The sequence below is a fragment of the Bradyrhizobium sp. USDA 3262 genome (assembly GCF_054060035.1).
Genome location: NZ_JBSSCT010000001.1, coordinates 5,659,548 through 5,681,595, shown reverse-complemented (window position 1 = coordinate 5,681,595; position 22,048 = coordinate 5,659,548). Strand labels below are relative to the sequence as shown.

The window sequence follows — 22,048 nt, the reverse complement described above, 5'->3', positions numbered from 1 at the left end:
GTTGCAAGCGTATAGCGGAGCAATGTCCGAACCGACCGAAGCAAAAACCACCATTGTCGCCGAGATCGAGGAGTGCCCGCATTGCGGCAAGCCGTTGCCGCTGTGCATCTGCGACAGCGTCACGCCGATCGAGAGCCGCATCCAGCTCCTGATCCTGATCCATCCGCAGGAGCAGGACAGGGCGCTCGGCACCGCGCGACTGCTGGCGCGGCATTTCGAGAACGCCGTGGTCCGGATCGGGCTGTCCTGGCCGAGCCTTGCCAAGGCACTCGGCCGGCCGGTGCCCGATCCGTCGCGCTGGGCGGTGCTCTATCTCGGCTCCGCCAAGGTCGAGGACCTCGAGACTGCCGAGATCGTCGCGATCAACCGCAAGGGCGAGCTGGAGCCGCATCAGCGCGCCATCCTGGCCGACATCGAGGGCATCGTGCTGCTCGACGGCACCTGGAGCCAGGCCAAGGCGCTGTGGTGGCGCAATGCCTGGATGCTGAAGTGCCAGCGGGTGATTCTCGGACCGAAACGGCCCTCGCTCTACGGCAGACTGCGGCGGGAACCGCGCCGCGACGGCCTGGCCACCATCGAGGCGGCCGCGATCCTGCTGGCGGGGCTGGAGAAGCGGCCGGACATTGCCGCAACGTTGTCAGGTAGTTTCGAGCGGATGCTGGCGAGGTTCCGGGAAGTGCAGGCCAAATTGCCGGAATTGGCGCCAAAACCGAAGAAGCGGGATTTCCGGAGGCGCCGGCGTTAGAGCTTGGCCCGGAAAGCTGCGAAGCGGTTTTCCGAAAGGATCATGCTCAAACAAGGGGCACCTTACCTTCCGGCTCGGTTGCCTATCGGAGAGAGGCCGTATATGAAGTCCGCCGCAAGGGGCCACGTGGCGGAGTGGTTACGCAACGGTCTGCAAAACCGTGTACACCAGTTCAATTCTGGTCGTGGCCTCCACTCATCTCATCAATGGCTTGCAGCCAATCAATGAGAAGCCGCATTAGATCGCGGCGTACCAACCTTCAGGAAATGGAATCAGCGGCCACGGCGCCTGGTTGTCATTGGCCGCGCGCGGTGGCGGCTGAATGCGGGGCGAGGGCTGAGCCACAAGATCCTCCTGAGCAGTGGGCGCGATCGCCGTTCGCACGGCGTCCAGCAGCAGATCAAATTCGACTTCGCTCATCGCGCTCTCCGAGGTTCGAGAGCGCCATGGTCGCAAAACTGTCTTCGGTCCGGATTGAGCGATTCGTTCGAATTTTATGAAAAGAACGATGGCGCCCGTGTTGGTTAATAATTCGTTGGTGACCCCTTCGGGAACCTAGGTCGGCGTAGCCGCACCTCATGTGAGACAGATCACATCTCTTGCGAAAAACTCTGCCCGGAATTCCCGGCAATACTCATAGCCGTCAAATATCGCAGGAATTTTAGGGTGCTGTGACAATGAGGGCGTGCGTCGCGGGATACTCGTTGATCGCATGCCACCTCGTTCCTCGGCTCTTGCTGACGTGGTTTCACCGGTGGGCAGCGTTGGGCGCTGCGGGCAGCTCCCGGACAGCGCAAATCGTCGACGCCCGCTGTCTATCGCCCCGGGCTGGAGGAAATTCCCGACGTCTGCGCGCGGTTATGTCAGCCCAGTGAGGTCGTGCGGCAGCATGGACTTGAACTGCGTCAGGGCCTGCCGCGCCTTCCTCGGTGGCAGCGTGATCGCATGACGCACGGCGGCTGCGATCAGCGTCATGGTCAGTGCTGAAAAGGTGGCGAGGGCGGCAGTCGGCATGTCGGGCGCAATCCGGATGACCGCATCGGACAACAGGCCGGAGAGCACGGCCATGTCGTCCGCATCGAGCTTCTGCAGGGCGCGGTCGGCTTGCGTCGCCTGCCAGATGTCGCGCATGACCGGCTCGCGCATGAACATCTCGTAGTAGCTGTCGACGATCCGGCAAAGTGCCGGGTGCAGGTCGCGCGCGGTCGTCACCGTGGCCAGATCGCGCCTGACGCAATCGCGTCCGACCGCGTTATGGCGTTCGGCCAGGGTGCCGATGATCGCGGCCTTGTCCGGGAAATATTGATAGAGCGAGCCGAATGCGACGCCGCTGCGCGCGACGACGTCGCTCATGCGGAAAGCCTCGCTGCCCTTTTCCGCCATGATCTCGGTCGCGCAGGCGAGGATGCGCTCGAAGCGCTCGCGGCTGCGCTGCTGCGTCGGGGTAAGCCGCGCCAGCCCGGGCAGGGGGACTTCCACGGGCGCGGCCTTTCGTCTCGACATCTCTTTCTTCCCTGCGATCGGGGTTGACGGCTCTAATACGAGAGTTTATCGCATTTCTCAAATACGAGCATGTCTCGCATTTGGAGGCGGAACGATGCGCCAGATCCTGACCTCGGGCTTGCTGTGGTTTTCCGCGCTCGGCTGCGGCCTGCTCGCCGGGCTCTATTTCGCGTTCTCGGCTTTCGTCATGACTGCGCTCGGCCGCATCGATCAGGCCGCCGGCATCTCGGCGATGAACGCGATCAATGTCGATATCGTCCGCTCGCCGTTCATGCCGGTGTTCCTCGGCACCACGCTGTCCTGCGCCGTGCTGGTCGTGCTCGGCGGGCTCAGATGGCAGGAGCCGGGAGCGATTGCGATGATTTGCGGCGGCGGCCTCTACGTGGTCGGCATGTTCGTCGTGACCATCGTCTTCAACGTTCCCCTGAACGATCAGCTTGCGGCTACTGACCCCGCGGGCACGTCGGCGGCATCGGTCTGGGCGCGCTATCTGACCGACTGGACCTTCTGGAACCACGTGCGGACCATCGCCTCGCTGGCCGCAACCGCGCTGTTCATCGCTGCCATCGCCGGGCGGTAGCCAGCCCCGTTTGCACGAGGAGCTGGGCCGTGCTGCCCGAGACCAGAATCATAGGCGCGGCCCGATCGCCGCGCTGGCGGTGTTTCTAGGCGCCCACAGGAGCGCGGCCGGGCCGGCGGACTGGGCATGTACCAAGCCGGGGCGATGGGTAAGCCCTTGTATCGCAGAGGCTTACCGTGCGCGCTAAAGTTTCGCCGGAGGGGCCATTTGGTTCTTTGCAAGGCCGAAAGGCTTTGTTATACGCTGCCCGCGCGCGAACAGATGTTCGCCTATTCCTCGGTAGCTCAGCGGTAGAGCATTCGACTGTTAATCGAATGGTCGCTGGTTCGAATCCAGCCCGGGGAGCCAGTTCGGTCTGGCCCCATCACACTCATCAACAATCACAAGCCCGTGGCCCGCATCGGACAGGCCGAAAACGTCGTCAAATCGACTCAATAGCCGTCGACACTTATTCTCGCCGGGTCTTGAGAGGTGATTTTGATGGCCATTAACCTGATCGACCTGTCGATGCCGCAGCCGACGCTGGTTCCGAATGATGCCCCCGACATCAGTGACGATGAGTGCGTCCGGCGGCTCGCGAGGGCCGTCGAGGAGCATGATTCCGAGCATCTCGATGAAGTGGCCCGCCTGATCGGCAGACTCGCCGTCACGATCGAATAGACCGCGCCGTGCAGCGCGATTTGGGAGCGCGTTTTGCACGCCAGCGGCATGTTGCGTTTTGGCGGAGCTTGTTCCAAAAGATGGCCCTGTTCTAGCTTCTCCAGCGGCAATGCCGCGACTTGCAGGGTCTCCGCCAATGACCGGTTTTTCGACCGCGCGCCAGTTTATGGTCGATGGTCAGGTGCGTCCGAGCGACGTGACCGATGATCGTATTCTCGATGCCATGCTGACCGTGCCGCGCGAGGTCTTCGTGCCGGCCGGCAAGCAGGCGCTGGCCTATCTCGACCTCGACCTCGATGTAGCCGAGGGCGGTGCGACGAGGCGCTGCCTGATCACGCCGGCGCTGCTCGCCCGGATGCTCCAGGCCGCCGAGATCAAGGCCACCGACCGCGTCTTGGTGGTCGGCTGTGCGACCGGTTACGCCGCTGCCGTCGTGGCGCGCTTTGCCGCAGACGTCAGCGCGACCGAAAGCGATCCGGCGCTTGCCGCAAAGGCGGCCACAGCCTTCGCCCAGCTCGGGGTCCAGAATATCACCGTCAAAACGGCTGCGGCCGCCGACGGCGACGCCGCCGGCGCCCCGTTTGACGTCATTATCCTCAATGGTGCCACGGAAATCGTCCCCACCGGGCTGTTCGGCCAGCTCAAGGAGGGGGGCCGGCTGGTCGGGGTATTCGGTCTGTTGCCGCCGCCGCGCGCCACCCTGGTGACGCACTCCCACGGGGATTTCGGCCATCGCGAGCTGTTCGACGCCTCGGCCCCCGTTTTGCCCGGATTCGAGCGGCTTCCCGCCTTCGTCTTCTGACGCTATCGCGGCGCTCGGGCTGATAAAATCCCGTTCCGAATCAGAAGTGTGGCCCGTTTGCCCCATGTGAAGAGTTTCGACCGTGTTCCGTTGCGGGGTAGTTCCGTTGGCCCTAGCTGCGGACTAAGGTGAGGCGGGACTCACTTCGACTGAAGCGACCGCCGGACTGATTTGCGTGTGGAGACGGCGACTACAATGATTGGATTTCCGGGGATGCGTGGGGTGAAGGTTGTCACCGCGGCTGCGACTGCCGTCCTTCTGTTGGCGGAGATGGGCCCTGTGCCCGCACTCGCCGATACAATCGAGGCCGCTTTGGTGCGGTCCTACCAGAACAATCCCCAGCTGAACGCGCAACGCGCGCAGGTGCGGTCAACTGACGAGAACGTTCCGCAGGCACTGTCGGGCTACCGCCCGAAAGTCGCTCTGACGGCAAGCGCGGGGTACCAGTACACCGATAACCTGACGACACAGGGCGGCGACGCGAACAATCTTGTCCGCACCCAAATCCATGGCGCCAACGCGCCGCGCAGCGCAGGCCTCACGGTCAACCAGTCGCTGTTCAACGCGCAGACCGCGCCCAGGGTGCGCGCGGCGGAAAGCCAGGTCTCGGCGGCCCGCGAGGGCCTGCGTGTGCTCGAGCAAACCGTGATCCTGAGCGCGGCCACGATCTACATGGACTTTCTCCGCGACTCCGCCATCGTCGAAGTTCAACGCAGCAACACGCGCGTGCTGGAACAGACGCTGAAGCAGACTCAGGACCGTTTCAATGTCGGCGAAGTGACGCGGACCGACGTCGCGCAATCCGAAGCGCAGCTTGCGGCTGGCAAGACCCAGCAGCTCACCGCCGAATCGAACCTGACGACGACGCGATCGAATTTCCGCCGCATCATCGGCAACGAGCCGCAGAATCTCGCGCCGGGCTCGCCGGTTGACCGCTTCCTGCCAACGACGCTTGCGTCCGCCGTCGAACTCAGCCTGACCCAGAATCCGAACGTCACCTCGGCGATGTACGGCGTCGACGTCAACTTCCTGCAGGTCAAGGTCAGCGAAGGTGCGCTGTTCCCGTCGGTCAATCTTCAAACGTCCGTGCAGCAGCAATACGAGCAGACCATGATCAGCCAGCGCGCATTCAGCGCGGGAACGGCGGTCCAGCTGTCGGTGCCGCTCTACCAGGGCGGTGCGGAATACTCGCTGATCCGCCAGTCCAAGGAATCGCTGGCGCAGCAGCGCCTTGTGCTCGAACAGACCCGCGATCAGGCGCGCGCCAACGTCGTCACCGCATGGGGCCAGCTGGTCGCCGGCAAGTCGCAGGTGGCATCGGCACAGGCGCAGGTGACCGCGTCGGAGATCGCCCTGAACGGCGTGCGCGAAGAAGCCAAGGCCGGTCAGCGCACCACGCTCGACGTGCTCAACGCGCAGCAGGCGCTCGTCAACGCGCGCAACGCGCTGGTCACCGCGCAGCACGACCGCGTCGTCGCGTCCTATAACGTGCTGAGCGCAGTTGGCCGCCTGTCGCCGCAGGTGATGGGCCTTTCGACCAACGTCTACGATCCGAGCGTGCATTACCAGCAGGTTCGTGACAACTGGGCCGGCGTCCGCACGCCCGACGGCCGCTAAACACCTTCGCATCATCATCGCTTGTCGCGTCATGTTTGTGGTTCTGAGTTAATCAGGACCACAAACAGGCGCGTTTGCTTGCATTCGATAATTGGCCTGACATACCGTTTTGTCGGGCAGCAAGGCGATTCGCGGCGCGCCGGCGTAGCGTGATGACAGGTGCGACGCCACCTGTGATCACGCTGCATTGGGCGACACGAAGCTTGCACAAAGCCTCGGGCGGGCTTGATCTGGGGACAAGTCGGGCGGGAGCAATGAAAATCTCCGCCCGCATCATCGGAACCGGCGAATCCTCTCGGGCTTGATGTAAAATCGTTTCGATGTGGAGTCGGAGATGACGCAACCTGCGAAGGTCCAAGAGCCCTCGATGGAGGAGATCCTGGCGTCGATCCGTCGCATCATTGCCGACGACGAGGCGAAGCCGGCCGCGGCCGAGAAGCCTGCGGCCGCTGCCGCAGCGCCGTCGCCGAAGGTCGAGCCAGCACCAGCAGCCAAGCCCGCGATGAAGAGCCCGCCGCCCGCAGCGCCACCGGCCGCGAAGGCCGCCGCGCCCGCGCCGAAATCACCGCAGCCTGCGCCAGCACCGGCGGCCAGCAACAGTCAGGACGACATCGACTCGCTGCTCGCCAGCCTCGACGAGGCGACGCCCGCAGCCGAGATCAGGCCGTCGCCGCAGCCCGCAGCCCAGCCCGAAGCCGACGTGTTCGAACTCACCGACGAGATGGCGCTGCCGGATCCGGCGACCGCGCCGTCGTTCCGCAAGGTCGAGCCGCAGGACGACCTCGAGTTCACGGAAGCGCGGAGCCGGGCGCCGGAACCGGCCCAGGAGCCGCCGGCGATCGAGAGCGCGCCCATGCAGCAGATCATCTCGGGAACCACGATGCGGGCCGTCGAGTCGGCCTTCAACTCGCTGGCCAACACCGTGCTGAGCAACAATGCGCGGACGCTTGAGGATCTGGTCAAGGAGATGCTGCGGCCGATGCTGAAGTCCTGGCTGGACGACAATCTGCCCGGGCTGGTCGAACGGATCGTCAAGGCCGAGATCGAGCGGGTATCCCGCGGGCGTTAGCTCCGCCGCGGGCGCTAGCTCCGCCGCGGGCGCGAGGCTGGCTCCCGCCGTCGGGTCTGGCAGCCCTCATTCAGCTCCCCAAATGTCCCACAGTTTCGGTCTGATGAAATCAGAACCGAAACCGCAGCTTCTTGTTTTGACGCGTTTTCTTCACGCGAGCCTGTGTCCACGTCGCTCGAAAACGCCCTAAACGCCGATTTGACGTGCGGGTCCGGTTGACTTGGTGCGCTCCGGCGGCTTTCTAACGCTTTCCATGGTCCACAGCGCATTGTCATGATCGAGAAAAACTACCAGCCCGCCGATATCGAGCACCGTATGGCCCGGATCTGGGAGGAGAGCGGTGCGTTCAAGGCCGGCCGGCCTGAACGCAAGGACGCCGCGCCTTTCACCATCGTGATCCCGCCGCCGAACGTGACCGGCTCGCTGCATATGGGACACGCGCTCAACAACACGTTGCAGGACATCCTGTGCCGTTTCGAGCGGATGCGCGGCCGCGACGTGCTGTGGCAGCCCGGCACCGATCACGCCGGCATCGCCACCCAGATGGTGGTCGAGCGTCAGCTGATGGAACGGCAGGAGCCGGGCCGGCGCGACATGGGCCGCGCCAAATTCCTCGAGCGAGTCTGGCAGTGGAAGGCCGAGAGCGGCGGCACCATCGTCAACCAGCTCAAGCGTCTCGGCGCCTCCTGCGACTGGTCGCGCGAGCGCTTCACCATGGACGAGGGCCTGTCGCGCGCCGTCGTCAAGGTGTTCGTCGAGCTGCATCGCGATGGCCTGATCTACAAGGACAAGCGCCTGGTCAATTGGGACCCGAAGCTGCTCACCGCGATCTCCGATCTCGAAGTGCAGCAGGTCGAGGTCAGGGGCCATCTCTGGTACCTGCGCTATCCGATCGAGGGCCGCAGCTTCAGCCCCGAGGATCCGAAATCGTTCATCGTGGTCGCGACGACGCGCCCCGAGACGATGCTCGGCGACACCGCGGTCGCGGTGCATCCGGACGACGAGCGTTACACCGATCTGGTCGGCCACCACGTCATCCTGCCGCTGGTCGGCCGCAGGATTCCGATCGTCGCCGACGACTATTCCGATCCGGAGAAGGGCTCGGGCGCGGTCAAGGTGACGCCGGCGCACGACTTCAACGACTTCGAGATCGGCAAGCGCCATGGCCTGCCGCAGATCAGCGTGCTCGACCAGGAAGGCTGCCTCAGTCTGGTGGGCAACGAGGACTATCTGCGCGGCCTGCCTGTTGGCGCCGACGAGTTCGCCGCCGAGTTTGACAAGATCGAGCGCTTCGCCGCGCGCAAGAAGATCGTGGCGCGGCTGGAGGAGTTCGGCTTCCTCGAGCGGATCGAGCCCAACACCCACATGGTGCCGCATGGCGACCGCTCCGGCGTCGTGATCGAGCCGTATCTGACCGACCAGTGGTATGTCGACGCCAAGACGCTGGCGCAGCCGGCGATTGCGGCGGTGCGCTCGGGCGAAACCACGTTCGTGCCGAAGAACTGGGAAAAGACCTATTTCGAGTGGATGGAGAACATCCAGCCCTGGTGCATCTCGCGCCAGCTCTGGTGGGGCCATCAGATCCCGGCGTGGTACGGACCCGACGGCAAGGTGTTCGTCGCCGAGACCGAGGAAGAGGCGGTCGGCCACGCGCTCGGCTATTACGTCGAGCAGGAAGTCATCACGCCGGAGCAGGGCCACGACATGGCGGTCGACCCCGCCAAGCGCGAGGGCTTCATCACGCGTGACGAGGACGTGCTCGACACCTGGTTCTCGTCGGCGCTGTGGCCGTTCTCGACGCTGGGCTGGCCGGACGACACCCCGGAGGTCGCGCGCTACTACCCGACCAACACGCTGGTTACCGGCTTCGACATCATCTTCTTCTGGGTCGCCCGGATGATGATGATGGGCCTCCACTTCATGAAGGAGGCGCCGTTCTCGACCGTCTACATCCACCGCCTCGTCCGCGACGAGAAGGGCGCCAAGATGTCGAAGTCGAAGGGCAACGTCATCGACCCGCTCGGCGTGATCGACGAATACGGCGCCGACGCGCTGCGCTTCGCGCTGACCCGCGAGGCGGCGCAAGGCCATGACATCCGCCTGTCGCCGCATCTGGTCGAGACCAACCGCAATTTCGCGACCAAGTTCTGGAACGCCTGCCGCTTCGCCGAGATGAACGAGTGCGTCAAGCCGGACGGTTTCGATCCGAAGGGCGCAAAGGAGACGTTGAACCGCTGGATCGCGTACGAAACCTCGCGCGTCACCCGCGAGGTCACCGAGACGATCGAGGATCATCGCTTCAACGATGCCGCGGCCGCGATCTACCGCTTCGTCTGGAACGTGTTCTGCGACTGGTATCTTGAGCTCGCGAAGCCCGTGCTGATGGGCGAGGAGGGCGCGGCCAAGTCCGAGACCCGTGCCATGATCGCCTGGACCCGCGACGAGATCCTCAAGCTGCTGCATCCGTTCATGCCCTTCATCACCGAGGAGCTGTGGGCGGTGACCGCAAAGCGCGAGGGCCTGTTGGTGCTGGCGTCCTGGCCGCGCAAGTCGGGCGTGACCGGCGAGCAGCTGGCCGCGATCGCGACCGCCGGTCCGGTGGTCGATCCGATCATTCCGCCGGTCATTGCCGCGCTCGACGCCGACGAGTTCAGCGATCCCGCGGCCGAGGCCGAGATCGGCTGGGTGGTCGACCTCGTCACCGCGATGCGATCGGTGAAGGCGGAAATGAACATCCCGCCGTCGACGTTGACGCCGCTGGTGATCGCGGGCGCCTCCGCCGGGACGCGGGACCGCGCGCAGCGCTGGAACGACACCATCAAGCGGCTCGCGCGATTGTCGGATATCTCGTTCGCCGACCACCCGCCGGAAGGCGCGGTGCAGCTCCTTATCCGCGGCGAGGCGGTCGCGCTGCCGCTGAAGGGCGTGATCGATCTCGCGGCTGAACGCACGCGGCTGGAGAAGGAGCTCGGCAAGGCCGACGCCGACATCAAGCGGGTCGATGCCAAGCTCGCCAACGAGAAATTCGTCGCCAACGCACCGGAAGAGCTCGTCGAGGAAGAGAAGGAAAAGCGCGCGGCAGCAATGGAGCGCCGCGCCAAGATCCTCGAGGCGATCGAGCGGTTGAAGAAGGCGTCATAGCTGATAACGCCGTGGCGCTCAAAACCGCTTGCTGAGGAATTTCGATCCCTTCAGCCCGTAGCGCCAGGGCAGGTCGACGGCCTTGGTGATGCCGATCCGCACCCCGGTGATGATGTCGGGTGCTTCGGTTCGCGCATGGAGCGCGATCGGGGCGCGGTCGAGCGGCAATTCGCTGTGCGCGATGGTGATGCCGAGCGCCTCGCAGAGCTTGCCGGGCCCCGAGCACAGCGCGCGCGCGTCCTCCAGCCCGCGCCGCCGGCGCATCGCCGCGAGCCCATGGGTCGGCTCGAGCGCGCGGATCAGCACGGCGCTGGCGGAGCCCGCCTCCTCGCAGACGAAATTGACGCACCAATGGATGCCGTAGGAGCGGTAGACGTAGGAGAAGCCCGGCGGGCCGAACATCACTTGGTTGCGCGGGGTCGGCCCGCGGTAGGAATGCGCCGCCGGATCGGTGTGATGATAGGCCTCGACCTCGGTGATGATGCCGCCGGCGCCGCCGACCAGGAAGGTCGCGCCGATCAGGTCGGGGGCGACCTCGTGGACGCTGCGATCGAAGAAGGAGCGCTTCAGCGGCTTGCCGAGGCGCGGCGCGGTCGCGCTGGTGGATCGGGGTTTTTGAGGCATTTTGAGGTAGGAATCGGCATGGAACGGACCGCAAGACTGCCAATATATTGGCTGACCTGCTAGGGTCGCAGGGCGGGTTGCGAGCCGCGTCAACACCGATTAGCTAAACCCTTGGTTCGGAGCATGATCTCCAGCGCAAACCCGTTCCGGGTTTGTCGCGGGAAAACCGGTCTCCACTTTTCCGGATCATGCTCCCGCGACTTGCAGGCACAAATGGTCACCATCGTCGACACCATCTCCACCGCTCAGCTCCGCCCGCGGCACCCCGAAAAGGTGAACCGGCCGGATGCCGTGTCGCCGCCGAAGCCGGACTGGATCCGCGTCCGCGCGCCGAACACGCGCGGCTATGCGGATACGCGCCGGATCGTGAAGGAGAACGGCCTCGTCACGGTGTGCGAGGAGGCGGGCTGCCCCAATATCGGTGAGTGCTGGGACAAGAAGCACGCCACCTTCATGATCATGGGCGACACCTGCACGCGCGCCTGCGCGTTCTGCAACGTCAAGACCGGCATGCCCGGCGCGCTCGAAGCGAGCGAGCCGGAATACGTCGCGGAGGCAACCGCCAAGCTCGGGCTCAGTCATGTCGTGGTCACCTCGGTCGACCGCGACGATCTCGCCGACGGCGGCGCCGAGCATTTTGCAGAGACGATCCGCGCCATCCGCGCGCGCTGCCCGACCACCACGATCGAGATCCTGACACCGGACTTCCTGCGCAAGGACGGCGCGCTGGAGCGCGTGGTCGCGGCCAAGCCCGACGTCTTCAACCACAATCTGGAAACCGTGCCGTCGCGCTATCTGACGGTCCGTCCCGGCGCTCGCTATTTCCATTCGATCCGGCTGCTGCAACGGGTCAAGGAAATGGACCCGACCATCTTTACCAAGTCCGGCATCATGGTCGGCCTCGGCGAGGAGCGGCACGAAGTGCTGCAGGTGATGGACGACCTGCGCTCGGCCGAAGTCGATTTCCTGACCATCGGCCAATACCTGCAGCCGACCCGCAAGCATCACGCCGTGATGCGCTACGTGACGCCGGACGAGTTCGCAGGCTACGAGCGCGTCGCCTATACCAAGGGCTTTTTGATGGTGTCGGCTAGCCCGTTGACGCGCTCGTCGCATCACGCCGGCGAGGATTTCGCCAAACTGCAGGCGGCGCGCACGGCCCGCGGCCGCTAGATTTTTGTAAAACGGCGGTAACCGGCGTCGTCACGCGCCGTTGCTTGATCGGGCCTTGACCGAACCTTGATCGAATCTTGGACTGGACCAATGCAGCGCGTTCTGGTGATGGGATCGTCGGGATCCGGCAAGTCGACCTTTGCGCGGCGGCTGTCCGCGATGACAGGGATTCCGACCGTGTCGATCGATGCGCTGTTCTGGAAGCCGGGCTGGGTCGAGTCGGGCAGGGACGAATTCGAGCGCCGCATGACCGCAGCAGCCCGCGAGCCGCGCTGGATCATGGATGGGAACTACATGAGGCATGGTGCAGGGCAATTGCGCCGGGAGCTCTCCGACACGATCATCTGGTTCGACCTGCCGCGGTCGACCTGCATGCTCGGTATCTTCAGGCGGATAGCCGAGAGCTATGGCCAGGTCCGCCCGGAGATGGCGGAAGGCTGCCCCGAGAAGATCGATCTCGAATTCTTCCGCTACGTCTGGACCTATCGCCAGCAGCAGCGGCCGAAGCTGATCGAGTATTTTGCCGGCTTGCGGTCCGATCAATCGCTGGTCTGCTTCACCGATCGGGCGCAGGCGGATGAATATCTGACGCGCCTCGCACTCGGGCAAAACCGTGCGAGTATCCACTGATGCCACGATTCTCAAGCAAGCGGCGGGTCCGCCACACCGCACCTCAAATGTTCGATCTGGTCGCCGACGTCGAGCGCTATCCCGAATTCGTGCCGCTATGCCAGTCGCTCAAGATCCGCCAGCGCACGCCCAAGGATGACGGCACCGAGGTCGTGGTGGCGGACATGACGGTGTCCTTCAAGCTGGTGCGGGAAACCTTCACCAGCAGGGTGACGCTCGACCGGCCCAATCTGAAGATCCTGGTCGAATACCTGCGCGGCCCGTTCAGCAATCTGGAGAATCGCTGGAGTTTTGAGCCGAAGTCAGAAGCCGAATGCGACGTCGGCTTCTTCCTGAACTACGAATTCAAGAGCCGGATGCTGGCGATGCTGATGGGCTCGATGTTCGACGCCGCGTTTTCACGCTTTGCCGCGGCGTTCGAGAAGCGCGCGGATCAGGTCTACGGCAAGCCTCAGCTGTCGACGTAGCGAAGCCGTCTCGTCTACATCTCTGGAACGCAAATGCCCGGCACGAGGCCGGGCACGACGGATGATGCAGGAGACCGTTCGCCGACTTACGGGCAGGATCGCCGCACGCCGCCGGAGGCGATGTAGGTGCCCGAAGCGGGGTCGTAGGTACGGAAACGCTGGGAGCAATAGGCGTCGTTGTTGGCCTTGGCCTGGCTCGCCGCAATCGCGCCGCCGATGATCGCGCCGGCCGCCAGCCCGCCGATGATCGCCGCGCCGTTACTACCACGATCGCGATAGTAACCACCGCGGTAGCCGTATCCGCCGCGATAGCCGTAACGCGGACCACCGTGCCAATGACGATACTGCACATGATCGACGGAGGTAGGCTGGTCCTGCAATCGCACGGGAGCAAGTGGCGTGGCGGACGAAGGCGCAACAGTCGACAGCGTCATGGCGCCAGCGCTGATGGCGGCCACGAGCAAAGTTCCCAACTTCATCATTTTCTCCTTGTTGTGGGATTTTGCTGTTGGACGAACAATCGAAACAGCAGAGTTGGAACAACATAAAGCGGCGAAGCCGCGTCAGAGTTCCATTTTAGGTAGGCGTCACTGGGCCGCAGTTGACACAAGTCAGTGTAGGGCGGGCCGTGACGCGACCCGACTTCGAGTCGGGCCTATCCGCGCGGCGGCCGGCGGCGTTTCGCGGCGTGGCTCCGAGGCGAGCGGGCCACCCTTGGCCGCAACCGGCTGGCGGCCTCGCGACGCGGCTTGGCGGCCTGCGGCGGGCGCGCAAGCTCCATCAGCATGCGCAAGGCTTCGACCACGGAGCGCTGCCGCACCGTACTGCGGCCGATTGCGCCAAATCGCTGCTCGCGATGAATGATGCGGCCGTCGCGCGCCGCGACGGCGAAATGCACCAGGCCGACCGGCTTGCCCGGCGTCGCACCGCCGGGGCCCGCGATGCCGGTGATCGAGACCGCAAGGTCGACGCCGGCCTTTTCCAGCGCGCCGATCGCCATCGCGGTCGCGGTCTCCTTGCTCACCGCGCCGAACGTTTCCAGCGTGGCCGCCTTGACGCCGAGCATCATCCGCTTGGCCTCGTTCGAGTAGGTGACGAAGCCGCGGTCGATCACGTCGGACGAGCCGGGGATGTCGGTGAGCGCACCCGCGACCAGGCCGCCGGTGCAGGATTCGGCGGTCGCGATGGTCAGCTTGCGCATCCGGCACAGGTCGAGCAGCGAGCGGGAGAGGGCACGAGCGTCGCTGCCGCCCATGTCAGGCACTCCGGCCTTTGTCGTCCCAACCTGTATCATCCCACGGCAGGCGGACCGTGGCGCTCGCGGTCGCCGCGATGCCTTCCTCGCGGCCGGTGAAGCCGAGCCGCTCGCTGGTGGTGGCCTTGACCGCCACGCGCGAGATGTGGACGCCGGAGATCTCCGCGATCTTCGCCCGCATGGTATCGCGCAACGGTCCGATCTTCGGCCGCTCGCAGATCAGCGTCACTTCGAGATTGGCGATCCGTCCGCCACGCGCGGTGACGCGCTCGACCGCGTATTTCAGAAACTGGTCGGACGAGGCGCCTTTCCACTTGGCGTCGCTCGGCGGGAAATGCGAGCCGATATCGCCGTCGGCCAGCGCGCCGAGGATCGCGTCGACCAGCGCATGCAGCCCGACGTCGCCGTCGGAATGGGCCAGAAATCCTTTCGTGTGCGGCACGCGCACGCCGCAGATCATGACATGGTCACCGTCGCCAAAGGCGTGCACGTCGTAGCCGGTGCCGGTTCTGATGTCGCCGAGTTGGCTTGCGAGCCGCGCTTCCTCGCGCACGAAGTCCTCGGGTGTGGTGAGTTTCATGTTGGCAGCATCACCTTCAAACGTCGCAACCGTCAATCCCGCCCACTCGGCAAGCGCCGCATCGTCGGTGAAATCGGAGCGGCCCTCGCGCGCTGCGCGACGATGCGCCTCCAATATTACGTCGAAACGAAAAGCCTGTGGTGTCTGCGCGATTCGCAGGCGCGCGCGCTCCGGCGTCGCCTCGACGTCGCCGGCATCGCCGGTGAGCTTGATCGTGTCGGTGACGGGAATCACGGGGATCGCAGCTCCGGTCCGGCCGGCCGCGGCGATCGCGCGCGAGATCACGGCTGCGGTGACGAAGGGGCGCGCGGCGTCGTGGATCAGCACGATGTCCGGCTTCTCGCTTGCAAGCGCCTCGAGCCCGGCATGGACCGAGGCCTGCCGGGTCGCGCCGCCCGGCGTCGGCGGCCGATGGCGGAGGCCTGCAACCGCTTCATCGAAAAGCGCGGTGTCGTCAGGATTGACCACAGGCTGCACCGCAAACACGTCCGGGTGTCCGGAGAACGCCTCCATGGCGCGGTAGATCACCGTCTGTCCGCCGATCGTCCGGTATTGCTTCGGCCCGCCTGCGCCGGCGCGCAGTCCACGGCCGGCTGCGACAAGAATGGCTGCGGTACGCTCAGGCTTCGGCATTTTGAACCAGTGACAGACGAATCGGGGATGAGGGGGACGGCTGATATCGCCGCGCACAGCCCTTAGCATGACCGCTGCGCAAAAACAGAGCGTTTGCCGATGACTGTGGGAAAAGCAGATTTTGTTGCAGTGCACTTGCACTGATGGTAGGAATGTCTAAACCGTAGGCATGAGCCTTGACTGCACAAGAATTGTGCGCAGAATAGACGACGTCAGCTGCAATGGCGTGGCTGACAGAACGACGAGACGGCTGTGACCGGCGTGCAAAGTACTCCTCGTAACCCATTGAAGATCGGCGATATTGCTGTCGCCAACCGGGTTCTCCTCGCGCCCATGTCCGGCATTACCGATGCGCCCTTCCGGCGACTCGCCGCCACTTTGGGCGCCGGCTTGGTGGTTTCCGAGATGACCGCCAGCAACGATCTGGTGAACGGCAAGCCGATGTCGAAGCTGCGTTGCGAGGCAGCCGGGGTTGGGCCGCATGTGGTCCAGCTGGCGGGCTGCGAGACCCACTGGATGGCGGAGGGCGCGCGGATCGCCGAAGGCGCCGGCGCCGACGTCATTGACATCAACATGGGCTGTCCGGCCCGCCACGTGACCGGCGGCCAGTCCGGCTCGGCCCTGATGCGCGACCTCGACCACGCGATCACGCTGATCGAGGCGACGCTGTCTGCGGTCAAGGTGCCGGTCACGCTGAAGATGCGGCTCGGCTGGGATGACCGCTCGCTGAATGCGCCGGAACTGGCGCGCCGCGCCGAGGCCGTCGGCGTGCAGATGATCACCGTACATGGCCGGACCCGCTGCCAGTTCTACAAGGGCGAGGCGAACTGGAACGCCGTGCGCGCCGTCAAGGACGCCGTCACCGTCCCGGTCGTGGTCAACGGCGACATCACCTCGTTCGACAAGGCTGTCGGCGCGCTCGAGATGTCGGGTGCCGACGCCGTCATGATCGGCCGCGGCGCGCAGGGGCAGCCCTGGCTGCCGGGACAGATCGGCCGCCGCCTGGAGACCGGGGTTGCCGAGGCGGCGCCGTCGCTCGCCGAGCAGCTGAAGCACATTCGCGCGCTCTATGACGAGGTTTGCAGCCACTATGGCCTGCGCATCGGGCTCAAGCATGCGCGCAAGCATCTCGGCTGGGCGCTGGAGGCTGCTGCGGCCTATAGCTGCGCACCGGCCGCGACATTGAAGACCTGGCGGCAGGCGATCCTGACCGCGGAAGAGCCGTCCAGCGTGCATCGCTCGCTCGCCGACGCCTACGACGATTTTGCCTGGAGTGCTGCCGCATGACGTCAGCCATGGAATTCCGCCGGCCGGTGCCGACTGACGGGGAGGCCATCCTCAATGCGCTGCCCAATCCGGTGCTGCTGGTCGCACCCGACGGGCGGATCGTCGACGCCAATATCGCAGCCGAATCCTTCTTCGAGATATCGACCCAGTTCCTGCGCCGGCAGTCGCTGAAGGAGCTGGTGCCGTTCGGCAGCCCGCTGCTGGCGCTGATCGAGCAGGTGCGGACGAGCGGCTCGCCGGTCAACGAATACAAGGTCGATCTCGGCACGCCGCGGATCGGCGGCGATCGCCAGGTCGATCTGCACGTCGCGCCGCTGACCGAGCGGCCCGGGCATATCGTGGTGATGCTGCAGGAGCGCACCATCGCCGACAAGATGGATCGGCAGCTCACCCATCGCAGCGCGGCGCGCTCGGTGATCGCGCTGGCAGCGATGCTCGCCCACGAGATCAAGAATCCGCTGTCGGGCATCCGCGGCGCGGCGCAGCTTTTGGAGCAGCAGGCCTCCTCCGAGGACCGGCTCTTGACGCGGCTGATCTGCGACGAGGCGGACCGCATCGTGACGCTGGTCGACCGCATGGAAGTGTTCGGTGACGACCGCCCGGTGGCGCGCGGCCCGGTCAACATCCATTCCGTGCTCGATCATGTGAAGCGCCTGGCGCAGTCCGGCTTTGCCCGCAATGTGCGCTTCATCGAGGATTACGATCCGTCGCTGCCGCCGGTGCTGGCCAACCAGGACCAGCTGATCCAGGTGTTCCTCAACCTCGTCAAGAACGCGGCCGAGGCGGTCGCCGATCTCGGCACCGATGCGGAGATCCAGCTCACCACGGCGTTCCGGCCGGGGGTGCGGCTGTCGGTGCCCGGCAAGAAATCGCGGGTTTCGCTGCCGCTGGAATTCTGCGTCAAGGACAATGGCTCGGGCGTGCCGGAAGACCTGCTGCCGAACCTGTTCGATCCCTTCGTCACCACCAAGCAGACCGGCAGCGGGCTCGGCCTCGCGCTGGTCGCCAAGATCGTCGGCGATCACGGCGGCATCATCGAATGCGAGTCGCAGCCGCGCAAAACCACCTTCCGCGTGCTGATGCCGATGTACAGCGCCGCCAAGCAACTCGACCAAAGCAACCGCGATGACGTTCCGGGTACGTCCTCGCCTGCCTCTCAGGATGCACGATGAGGAACACCAATGCCTGCAGGTAGCATACTTGTCGCCGACGACGACACCGCCATCCGGACCGTCCTGAACCAGGCGCTTTCGCGCGCCGGCTATGAGGTGCGCCTGACCGGCAACGCCGCCACGCTGTGGCGTTGGGTCAGCCAGGGCGAGGGCGATCTCGTCATCACCGACGTGGTGATGCCGGACGAGAACGCGTTCGATCTCTTGCCGCGGATCAAGAAGATGCGGCCGAATTTGCCGGTCATCGTGATGAGCGCGCAGAACACCTTCATGACTGCGATCCGCGCCTCCGAGCGCGGCGCCTACGAATATCTGCCGAAGCCGTTCGACCTGAAGGAGCTGATCACCATCGTCGGCCGCGCGCTGGCCGAGCCGAAGGAGCGGGTTTCCAGTCCCGCCGACGACGGCGAGTTCGACTCAATCCCGCTGGTCGGCCGCTCGCCGGCGATGCAGGAAATCTACCGCGTGCTGGCGCGGCTGATGCAGACCGACCTCACCGTGATGATCTCGGGCGAATCAGGCACCGGCAAGGAGCTGGTCGCGCGTGCGCTGCACGACTATGGGCGGCGCCGCAACGGCCCGTTCGTCGCGGTCAACATGGCGGCGATCCCGCGCGATCTGATCGAATCGGAGCTGTTCGGCCATGAGCGCGGCGCATTCACCGGCGCCAACACCCGCGCCTCCGGCCGCTTCGAGCAGGCCGAGGGCGGCACGCTGTTCCTCGACGAGATCGGCGACATGCCGATGGAGGCGCAGACCCGTCTGCTCCGCGTGCTGCAGCAGGGCGAATACACCACGGTCGGCGGCCGCACCCCGATCAAGACCGACGTCCGCATCGTCGCGGCCTCCAACAAGGACCTGCGGATCCTGATCCAGCAGGGATTGTTCCGCGAGGACCTGTTCTTCCGCCTCAACGTGGTGCCGCTGCGGCTGCCGCCGCTGCGCGAGCGCATCGAGGATCTGCCCGACCTGATCAGGCACTTCTTCTCGCTCGCCGAGAAGGACGGCCTGCCGCCGAAGAAGCTCGACGCCCAGGCGCTGGAGCGGCTCAAGCAGCACCGCTGGCCGGGCAACGTCCGCGAGCTGGAAAACCTCGCCCGGCGGCTCGCCGCGCTCTATCCGCAGGACGTCATCACCGCTTCCGTCATCGACGGCGAGCTGGCGCCGCCGGCGGTCACCTCGGGCAGCACGGCGACCGTCGGCGTCGACAATCTCGGCGGCGCGGTCGAGGCCTATCTGTCCTCGCACTTCTCCGGCTTCCCGAACGGCGTGCCGCCGCCGGGCCTCTACCACCGCATCCTCAAGGAGATAGAGATCCCGCTTCTGACCGCCGCGCTGGCGGCGACCCGCGGCAACCAGATCCGGGCCGCCGACCTGCTCGGATTGAACCGCAATACGCTGCGCAAGAAGATCCGCGACCTCGACATCCAGGTTTACCGGAGCGGCGGGTAGAGGTTGACGGGGCCGGCACGGGCCCCATCAGCGTTATTGAGTAGTCACAAATGGTTTTGGGGACACGGCGCCGCACCAGGGGTTTGCGCCGCGGAAATGTCGCAATTCGGCAACATTGTGATATGATTGCATCAGTTCGCAATTCCCGCGGGCGATCGCTCTCAGCTCAATTGCCGGTATGACCAGCGCAGAGACCACCGCTTCAACATTACACGCCTCACCGGCCGAGCCCAATGCAGAGGCGCGGGGCTTCCCGCTGCGGCGCTGGCTGGCGCCGTTTGCCGTGGCCATCGCGCTGCTGTCCGCCTTCCTGACTTTCGTGGTGCTGACCGGGTTGACCCCGATCGAGCCCACGTCCGAGGTGGTCCGCTCCTTCCTGATGATCAACGCCGGCACCATCCTGCTGCTGGTCGGCATCATCGTCCGGGAAGTCTGGCAGATGGTGCAGGCGAGGCGGCGCGGCCGGGCCGCGGCGCGGCTGCATGTCCAGATCGTCGGCCTGTTCTCGGTGATCGCGGTGCTGCCCGCCGTGCTGGTGTCGATCGTGGCCAACGTCACCATCGAGCGCGGCCTCGACCGGCTGTTCTCCGGCCCCACCAAGCAGGTGATCCAGAATTCGCTGACCATTGCCAGCGCCTACATGCAGGAGCACGCCCAGCTCATCAACGGCGACACGCTGGCGATGGCCAACGATCTCGCCCATGCGCGGCCGCTCTACGACCAGGACCGCATGACGTTCCTGCAGCTGATGACGGCCGGCGCCGAGTCGCGCAATTTGCCGGTCGCGGTGCTGATGGACAAGGACGGCAAGATCGTCGCCAGCGCCGAAACCGGCGTTCGCCTGAACTACGAGGCGCCCCCGCCCGATATCCTGAAGGACATCAACGAGACCGAGCCGAAGATCTCGGTCTTTCCGGAAAACTACGTCGCCTCCGTGGTCCGCCTGCGGGCCTATGACGACATGTTCCTGTACGTGGCGCGGCTGCTCGATCCGGCGGTGGTTGCCCAGCTCAAGCAGACCCAGACCAGCGCGGCCGAGTATGCCCAGCTCGAGACTCGCAGGCTCGGCATCCAGGTCGCGTTCGCGCTGATGTTCGCGGTGATCGCACTGACCATCCTGATGGCCTCGGTGCTGATCGGGCTGAACTTCGCCAACGGGCTGGTGTCGCCGATCCGCCAGCTGATGGGCGCGGCGAGCGAGGTCTCGACCGGCAATCTCAATGTCCAGGTGCCCGTCAACAAGTCGGAAAGCGACCTCGCGCTGCTCGGCGAAATCTTCAACAAGATGACGCAGGAGCTGCGCACCCAGCGCAACGAGCTGGTCGATGCCAGCGAAACCATCGACAGCCGCCGCCGCTTCATCGAGGCGGTGCTGTCGTCGGCCTCTGCCGGCATCATCGGGGTCGACGCCTCAGGCACCATCGGCGTCCTCAATCGCTCGGCGGAGAAGCTGATCGGCCACGCCGAGTCGGAGACGCTCGGCCATCCGCTCTCGGACGTGCTGCCCGAGCTCGACGAGATGATGAAGACCGCGCGCGAGGGAACCCAGCGCCTGGTGCAGGGGCAGGTCACGATCCTGCGTGACGGCCATGAGCGCAATCTGTCGGTCCGCGTCTCGGCCGAACAGACCAGCCAGTCGCGCGACAGCTACATCATCACGCTCGACGACATCACCGAACTGGTGTCGGCGCAGCGCACCTCGGCCTGGGGCGACGTCGCCCGCCGCATCGCCCACGAGATCAAGAATCCGCTGACCCCGATCCAGCTCTCCGCCGAGCGCATCCGCCGCAAGTTCGGCAAGACCATCACCGAGGAGAAGGACAAGTCGATCTTCGAGCAGTGCACCGATACCATCGTGCGCCAGGTCGACGACATCAGGCGGATGGTCGACGAGTTCTCGCGCTTTGCGCGGATGCCGAAGCCGGTGATGGAAGGCGAGGACGTCGCCGACGTGGTCCGCCAGGCGGTGTTCCTGATGAAGGTCGCCCATCCCGATCTCGACATCGAGGCCGACATCAAGCAGTCGCCGCTGCCCGCGCAGTTCGACCGCCGGCTGATCTCGCAGGCGCTGACCAACATCATCAAGAACGCCACCGAGGCGATCGAGCAGGTCCCGCGCGAGGAGCTCGGCAAGGGCCGCATCGACGTCGTGGCGCAGCGCGAGAACGACGACATCCTGATCGACGTGGTTGACAACGGCATCGGCCTGCCCAAGGTCGCCCGCGCGCGCCTGCTTGAGCCCTATGTCACGACGCGGGCGAAGGGCACCGGCCTCGGCCTGGCGATCGTCGGCCGCGTTCTGGAGGACCATGGCGGCCGCATCGAGCTCAAGGATGCCTCCGATTTCCGCGACGGCCAGCGCGGCGCCTGGATGCGGCTGCGCTTTGCCGTCACGGGCCAGGCGGCCAAGCCGGAGAGCAAGTCCGAGGGCAAGGACCAAAAACCGGACGTCAACCCGGACAAGACCGAACCGGACAGTGAAAAAAATCCGCCGGAGGAGCCGACCAACAGCCCGGCACAGGCGACCAACAATGAACCAAAAATCCAAGAACCGACCCAAGAACCAATCCAAGAACCCGCTGATCAAGGGCCAAATAATCAAGAGCCAAATGCGCAAAAGCCAAAATTCAAAGCCGCGACGAGCGACTGACAAGGCAG

General features: G+C 65.2%; 20 protein-coding genes and 2 tRNA genes. 16 read left to right on the top strand and 6 right to left on the bottom strand.

Going from position 1 to position 22,048, the window contains the following annotated elements; all coding sequences use genetic code 11:
- The first annotated feature begins 22 nt into the window (after nucleotides 1-22).
- Together ACVWYP_RS26625 and ACVWYP_RS26620 are read left to right on the top strand one after the other, a co-directional pair.
- Entirely contained in the window at nucleotides 23-745 is a 723-nt protein-coding gene (locus ACVWYP_RS26625) for a tRNA-uridine aminocarboxypropyltransferase (protein ID WP_304495444.1), read from the top strand.
- Nucleotides 746-865: 120 nt separating this feature from the next.
- Nucleotides 866-939, top strand: a tRNA-Cys gene (locus ACVWYP_RS26620).
- A 43-nt stretch (nucleotides 940-982) separates the two neighbouring features.
- Here ACVWYP_RS26620 and ACVWYP_RS26615 read toward each other — a convergent pair.
- Nucleotides 983-1,165 carry a hypothetical protein gene (locus ACVWYP_RS26615; protein ID WP_304495443.1) on the bottom strand — a complete coding sequence of 61 codons (183 nt, stop codon included), beginning with the start codon at nucleotides 1,163-1,165 and terminating at the stop codon, nucleotides 983-985.
- 438 nt (nucleotides 1,166-1,603) lie between these two features.
- Nucleotides 1,604-2,248, bottom strand: a complete 645-nt coding sequence (locus ACVWYP_RS26610) for a TetR family transcriptional regulator (protein ID WP_304495442.1) — start codon at nucleotides 2,246-2,248, stop codon at nucleotides 1,604-1,606.
- Nucleotides 2,249-2,342: 94 nt separating this feature from the next.
- On the opposite strand from ACVWYP_RS26610, the gene ACVWYP_RS26605 reads away from it, so the two are divergent.
- The 7 genes from ACVWYP_RS26605 to ACVWYP_RS26575 all read left to right on the top strand — a co-directional run bounded on the left by ACVWYP_RS26605 (nucleotide 2,343) and on the right by ACVWYP_RS26575 (nucleotide 10,117).
- The gene (locus ACVWYP_RS26605) at nucleotides 2,343-2,828 is read left to right on the top strand and encodes an anthrone oxygenase family protein (protein ID WP_453946011.1); all 486 of its coding nucleotides are present in this window, start codon (nucleotides 2,343-2,345) and stop codon (nucleotides 2,826-2,828) included.
- A 273-nt stretch (nucleotides 2,829-3,101) separates the two neighbouring features.
- Nucleotides 3,102-3,176: transfer RNA gene (locus tag ACVWYP_RS26600), tRNA-Asn, on the top strand.
- Nucleotides 3,177-3,308: 132 nt separating this feature from the next.
- Nucleotides 3,309-3,488, top strand: a complete 180-nt coding sequence (locus tag ACVWYP_RS26595; protein ID WP_016842100.1) for a hypothetical protein — start codon at nucleotides 3,309-3,311, stop codon at nucleotides 3,486-3,488.
- Between the two features lie 136 nt (nucleotides 3,489-3,624).
- Nucleotides 3,625-4,290, top strand: a complete 666-nt coding sequence (locus tag ACVWYP_RS26590; protein WP_304495441.1) for a protein-L-isoaspartate O-methyltransferase family protein — start codon at nucleotides 3,625-3,627, stop codon at nucleotides 4,288-4,290.
- A gap of 213 nt (nucleotides 4,291-4,503) precedes the next feature.
- Nucleotides 4,504-5,907: a TolC family outer membrane protein gene (locus ACVWYP_RS26585; protein ID WP_304495440.1), complete on the top strand. Its 1,404-nt coding sequence runs from the start codon at nucleotides 4,504-4,506 to the stop codon at nucleotides 5,905-5,907.
- Between the two features lie 334 nt (nucleotides 5,908-6,241).
- A complete protein-coding gene (locus ACVWYP_RS26580; RefSeq protein ID WP_304495439.1) occupies nucleotides 6,242-6,976 on the top strand; it encodes a PopZ family protein in 735 nt (244 codons plus the stop codon).
- Nucleotides 6,977-7,249: 273 nt separating this feature from the next.
- On the top strand, nucleotides 7,250-10,117 hold the full coding sequence (locus ACVWYP_RS26575) for a valine--tRNA ligase (protein WP_304495438.1): 2,868 nt from the start codon (nucleotides 7,250-7,252) through the stop codon (nucleotides 10,115-10,117).
- Nucleotides 10,118-10,135: 18 nt separating this feature from the next.
- Here ACVWYP_RS26575 and ACVWYP_RS26570 read toward each other — a convergent pair whose 3' ends face one another.
- Entirely contained in the window at nucleotides 10,136-10,741 is a 606-nt protein-coding gene (locus ACVWYP_RS26570) for a DNA-3-methyladenine glycosylase (protein ID WP_304495437.1), read from the bottom strand.
- A gap of 213 nt (nucleotides 10,742-10,954) precedes the next feature.
- Here ACVWYP_RS26570 and lipA point away from each other — a divergent pair, with 213 nt between their 5' ends.
- The 3 genes from lipA (at nucleotide 10,955) to ACVWYP_RS26555 (ending at nucleotide 13,011) form a co-directional block, all read left to right on the top strand.
- Nucleotides 10,955-11,914 carry a lipoyl synthase gene (lipA, locus tag ACVWYP_RS26565; RefSeq protein ID WP_028339776.1) on the top strand — a complete coding sequence of 320 codons (960 nt, stop codon included), beginning with the start codon at nucleotides 10,955-10,957 and terminating at the stop codon, nucleotides 11,912-11,914.
- 90 nt (nucleotides 11,915-12,004) lie between these two features.
- Complete coding sequence (locus ACVWYP_RS26560) at nucleotides 12,005-12,544, top strand: P-loop NTPase family protein (RefSeq protein ID WP_304495436.1); 540 nt, start codon at nucleotides 12,005-12,007, stop codon at nucleotides 12,542-12,544.
- On the top strand, nucleotides 12,544-13,011 hold the full coding sequence (locus tag ACVWYP_RS26555; protein WP_028339778.1) for a type II toxin-antitoxin system RatA family toxin: 468 nt from the start codon (nucleotides 12,544-12,546) through the stop codon (nucleotides 13,009-13,011). Before ACVWYP_RS26560 ends, ACVWYP_RS26555 begins: the two co-directional genes overlap by 1 nt.
- Nucleotides 13,012-13,097: 86 nt before the next feature.
- Here ACVWYP_RS26555 and ACVWYP_RS26550 read toward each other — a convergent pair whose 3' ends face one another.
- The 3 genes from ACVWYP_RS26550 to ACVWYP_RS26540 form a co-directional block, all read right to left on the bottom strand.
- Nucleotides 13,098-13,493 carry a BA14K family protein gene (locus tag ACVWYP_RS26550; protein ID WP_304495435.1) on the bottom strand — a complete coding sequence of 132 codons (396 nt, stop codon included), beginning with the start codon at nucleotides 13,491-13,493 and terminating at the stop codon, nucleotides 13,098-13,100.
- Between the two features lie 173 nt (nucleotides 13,494-13,666).
- Nucleotides 13,667-14,266, bottom strand: a complete 600-nt coding sequence (locus ACVWYP_RS26545) for a CinA family protein (protein ID WP_304495434.1) — start codon at nucleotides 14,264-14,266, stop codon at nucleotides 13,667-13,669.
- Nucleotide 14,267: 1 nt separating this feature from the next.
- Nucleotides 14,268-15,479: a bifunctional 2-C-methyl-D-erythritol 4-phosphate cytidylyltransferase/2-C-methyl-D-erythritol 2,4-cyclodiphosphate synthase gene (locus ACVWYP_RS26540; protein WP_304495433.1), complete on the bottom strand. Its 1,212-nt coding sequence runs from the start codon at nucleotides 15,477-15,479 to the stop codon at nucleotides 14,268-14,270.
- A 285-nt stretch (nucleotides 15,480-15,764) separates the two neighbouring features.
- Here ACVWYP_RS26540 and dusB point away from each other — a divergent pair, with 285 nt between their 5' ends.
- The 4 genes from dusB (at nucleotide 15,765) to ACVWYP_RS26520 (ending at nucleotide 22,040) form a co-directional block, all read left to right on the top strand.
- Entirely contained in the window at nucleotides 15,765-16,766 is a 1,002-nt protein-coding gene (dusB, locus tag ACVWYP_RS26535; RefSeq protein WP_304500310.1) for a tRNA dihydrouridine synthase DusB, read from the top strand.
- Nucleotides 16,763-17,938 carry a two-component system sensor histidine kinase NtrB gene (locus ACVWYP_RS26530; protein ID WP_026192783.1) on the top strand — a complete coding sequence of 392 codons (1,176 nt, stop codon included), beginning with the start codon at nucleotides 16,763-16,765 and terminating at the stop codon, nucleotides 17,936-17,938. Before dusB ends, ACVWYP_RS26530 begins: the two co-directional genes overlap by 4 nt.
- Before the next feature lie 9 nt (nucleotides 17,939-17,947).
- Nucleotides 17,948-19,390, top strand: coding sequence for a nitrogen regulation protein NR(I) (ntrC, locus tag ACVWYP_RS26525; protein WP_021079341.1), 1,443 nt, complete (start codon nucleotides 17,948-17,950; stop codon nucleotides 19,388-19,390).
- A gap of 178 nt (nucleotides 19,391-19,568) precedes the next feature.
- Nucleotides 19,569-22,040 carry a sensor histidine kinase NtrY-like gene (locus ACVWYP_RS26520; protein ID WP_304495432.1) on the top strand — a complete coding sequence of 824 codons (2,472 nt, stop codon included), beginning with the start codon at nucleotides 19,569-19,571 and terminating at the stop codon, nucleotides 22,038-22,040.
- Nucleotides 22,041-22,048: the final 8 nt, after the last annotated feature.